The organism is Marinagarivorans sp. (assembly GCF_982758155.1).
This window is the reverse complement of record NZ_CEXWTU010000396.1, coordinates 1-2,323: the sequence shown is the minus strand read 5'-3', so window position 1 is coordinate 2,323 and position 2,323 is coordinate 1. Positions and strand designations below refer to the sequence as shown.

The 2,323-nt window shown below is 49.9% G+C and carries 2 protein-coding genes; both read left to right on the top strand.

The genetic code is table 11. The features are described from left to right. Positions 1 to 438: 438 nt before the first annotated feature. A complete protein-coding gene (locus AC3A8L_RS21275; protein ID WP_487964281.1) occupies positions 439 to 570 on the top strand; it encodes a hypothetical protein in 132 nt (43 codons plus the stop codon). A gap of 497 nt (positions 571 to 1,067) precedes the next feature. Then, on the top strand, positions 1,068 to 2,323 hold a 1,256-nt coding region (locus tag AC3A8L_RS21270), incomplete at its 3' end, for a malectin domain-containing carbohydrate-binding protein (protein ID WP_487964280.1).

Sequence of the window (2,323 nt, the reverse complement as noted above, 5' to 3'; positions counted from 1 at the left end):
AACCTGCCTCCCTGCAGGCCCTCTTCGCCTAATTGGATAAACTATTATTGCCTCGACCCTAACCCAATGAATTCCCTCCAACTATGACGAAATTTTCCGTCGCGTCTGTATATCATTACCTAATTAGGTAAATTATTGGGATGCAGCGCAGCGTCATGCTACAGCCGCCCATCTTAAGAGGCTGGAATTTGGCAACGTTTTAACATAGGGCAACGGGTCATTACCACGCATATTTTCATTCCTAAAAACGCTATAAACCACAACCTTAGAGAGCCACGAAGCAATGTAAGCTCCTCACGCGCGCGAAATCGATATCATGTTAGCCGCCGATCACATTGGCAGTACTAAAGAGATCGAGCCACAACTGGCAGCAGCTAAACATCAAGGCTTAGTAAGAAGCTTCGGGCATATTGTTTTTACTACTTAATAAGCCAAGATGTGAATAACGCAGCCAACCGTCAGCTTGCTGCACTTGCGATTAAAAAAGGGCGCTTGCCAGAACTAGTACAGGTGTTTTATCAGACGCAATCTCAGCGCCTGGGTATCATGCTGGTGTTAACCTCAGCCTAAGTCAGCTGCCTTATCGCGTTAACGCAGCAGCCGAAGATGAACCTCATCCATTCACCGAAGAAGTCACAGTCATCATTAATGTGCCTACTCAGAAAGTACTCGAGCATCCTGAAAGCAATTTACCCCGGCGCCAATACCCAGAGCATCAAGCGGTTAGCGTAGACTCCCCAAAAACTTCCATTTGGTGCTTTTTGCACAATATGCGACAAGTAAGGCGTGCCATTTTAAGAATGGGACGCCTATTTTGACATCGGGGCCATATGGAATGCCGAGCTGCTTCCCCCGTCACATCTACGCTTGAGCGGTGATGCCAATACAAAAAGCTTCCCATATCGAGATAAGTAGTACTCCATCACATTTTAGCCTCTTCTGCCCTTGCAGGTTAGCCGCTATCTTGGTTTGCAAGTGCAATGCGCGCATTGCACTAAAGAAACAAATTTCAACTACCCCACCTCGAAAAAAACAACAATAAATAGCAAACTAAAAAGGGCATGCCAATGAAAACCCACCCACTCACAACCATTAGGGCTACAGGCTTTAAATGGCTAAGGCTAAGCGCTTTTAGCTTTTTGGCCGCCTGTACCGGCGAAACTGTCATCAGCTCCAGTGAGACCAATTCCAGTATGGGTATGACCCCCTCAAGCGTTGCTTCGGTGCCCGCGTCCTCCTCATCACTGGCAGCTATTTCGAGTGTAATGCCATCAAGCAGCGAGCCGCAAACTAGCTCAAGTAGCGCAGCGCCAGTATCGGACGCCTTTTTGCGCGGGCAAGAAATCTACGACAAACAGTGCGCAGCCTGCCACCAAGATGACGGTACCGGTGTTGCTGGGGTGTTCCCTTCTGTACTCGTCGGCGACTGCTCGGTTGCACCCAATGCTTGCCGCGATGTGGTTTCATTAGCCGATTACGTTGCCAGCGCCATGCCGCAGCCCGGTAAATGCACAGACCTTAACGGCGCAAGTTGCGCAACCGATGTTGCGACCTACATCACCCAGGCATTTGCCCCTATTGTTGATGCTACCGACGGCGACGGAGATGGTATTGTCGGCGCGAACGACCTCTGCCCTGATACGCCAAAAGAACAACTCAACAGTATTGATCACACCGGTTGTACCAATATTACAGCCACAAAAAGCGCCGTGTTTGCGATCAACGTAGGTGGCGAGGCGTACACCGCGCAAGACGGCACACAGTTTATGGCTGATGAAGCGAAATACTATGAAGGCTCGCTGGGCGCATCGATGGGGGAGCCTACCCACGAGGTTGCCAACACCCAAGACGACGTGTTGTACCGCAAGGAACGCTGGGGCAAACCTTTAAGCTACAACATTCCACTAGTCGATGGTCGCTATGATGTAGAGCTGCACTTTGCCGAAGTGTATTTCACCGCAGCCGGTGAGCGCTTAATGGATATCAACATCGAAGGCCAAAAGGTACTTTCAAGCTACGATATTTTCGCGAACGCCGGTGGTCAAAACGTGGCTAAAGTTGAAATACTCAAAAACATAAACGTCACCGATGGCACACTCAATATTCAATTTGAAGGCACTACCAATAACGGCAGCGTAGTGGCAATTCGCGTATTCGGTATTGCCAATAACGATGGCGACAACGATGGCGTGATTGATAGTAAAGAAGGTAAAGGCTGCGCCGGCACTGCACCTAGCGCCAGTGTTAATGCAGAAGGTTGCTCGGATGCCCAGCGCGACCTCGATGGCGACGGCGTGTTAGCCCCCGCCGATATTTGCCCCAA